The organism is Bartonella sp. MR168JLCBS (assembly GCF_042194175.1).
Genome location: NZ_JBHIMP010000087.1, coordinates 1 through 1,367, shown reverse-complemented (window position 1 = coordinate 1,367; position 1,367 = coordinate 1). Strand labels below are relative to the sequence as shown.

Here is a 1,367-nt window from a genome sequence, read left to right as displayed (position 1 = left end):
TTTTCCTAACGAGAGTTAGCCATTAAAACACGCAGTAAACTGTCGTCAACGTTTACCTTTTTTCTTCCTCCCCACCCTAAAGGAAGAGGATTCTTACGAATGCCGATCTGGCTATAGCCTGACTTCTTTCAATGAATTCCACCTTCTTACCACTTATTTATGCGATTCACTTCATAGGCTCTACGGGCAAGCCCTGCCCTGAATATTCACAGCATTCGCGCTAAAGAACGCCTCCATGACACTCTATTCCATGCACCAACATATCCGCATGACCATTGTACCCGCATTCTATCCATTGAAAACTTGCCGGTGTTTGCCGATTTTCTTTGATAACATGACCACAACAAAGACAGTAGTAGCTCATCTTGTGAGATGGGACTGATCTCATCAATCTGCCCTGCCACTGGCTTTTGCAATCAAGCTGTCGTCTAAACTTAAACCAAAATTGATCTAAAATCGAGCGATTGAAACCAGATTTTTGTTTTACATTAGTCCCCGGTTCTTTTACTGTGCCTTTTGCCAATTTCAACAGATTGCACACTTGTAAATCTTCAAGGTAGATCTTTGCGTGGTTTTCGCTGATTTGACTTGAAGTCTGACGCAGAAAATCTTTACAGAAATGAAAAATCTGGTAATGCAAGTTGGCGATTTTCGCCTGTAAGTTCCTCCAGTTTTGACACAATTTTACTTTAGTAGCTGTCTTTGCAGGTTAGCTCCCTTGCCTCTGTGCATCTGAAAAAGTATTACGGGGTTCGAAAAAATCTCCATTGGAAAGTGTTGCAAAATGCACAATCCCCAGAGCAATGCCTTCTCTCCACCTGTAGCACGAGGATATCAATCTCATATTTTCTCTGAAAACTAACAAAAAACGTCTGCCTCTTTGGCTCACAATGCCATTTTTGATCTTCCTGAAATCACGTGAATGTTGCGAGAGTGAAGCCACTCTCTTTTTGGGGAAGGACAAGTAATTGTTGTCCTGTTCAACTTTAAAGCCTTGGAGAAAGGGGATATTTCTTTTCACATCTTGCTTCTTGAATTTGGGAAAATTCGACTGCTTATGAAAAAAATTTTTAAATGCCTTCTCAAGATCTTTTAAAGATTGTGGCAAAATTTGTGAATGGCACTCTTTGAGCTCATGCAGCTCTTTTTTCCACTGGGGTAACAAATTTGCAATTCGCGTCTCACTGAATTTGAAGTCGCTATCCCCTGTTTATAGGATTCATTTTACCATGCTCATGCCCGATTATAAACCATACGAGCACATCCACAAAATTGTTTGATTTTGCAAGTTTGCTCACCATTTGACAAGCTCTCAAATTTAAAGGCTTTGTGGACCTGCAGAGGATCTGTTTCAAACAGCATTTTTA

Annotated in this window: 2 protein-coding genes; both read right to left on the bottom strand. The window is 40.5% G+C overall.

Going from position 1 to position 1,367, the window contains the following annotated elements:
• Window positions 1-220: 220 nt before the first annotated feature.
• The gene (locus ACFIK8_RS09275) at window positions 221-541 is read right to left on the bottom strand and encodes a zinc ribbon domain-containing protein (RefSeq protein WP_210160526.1); all 321 of its coding nucleotides are present in this window, start codon (window positions 539-541) and stop codon (window positions 221-223) included.
• Between the two features lie 692 nt (window positions 542-1,233).
• Entirely contained in the window at window positions 1,234-1,362 is a 129-nt protein-coding gene (locus tag ACFIK8_RS09270; protein WP_202947968.1) for a helix-turn-helix domain-containing protein, read from the bottom strand.
• Window positions 1,363-1,367 lie beyond the last annotated feature (5 nt).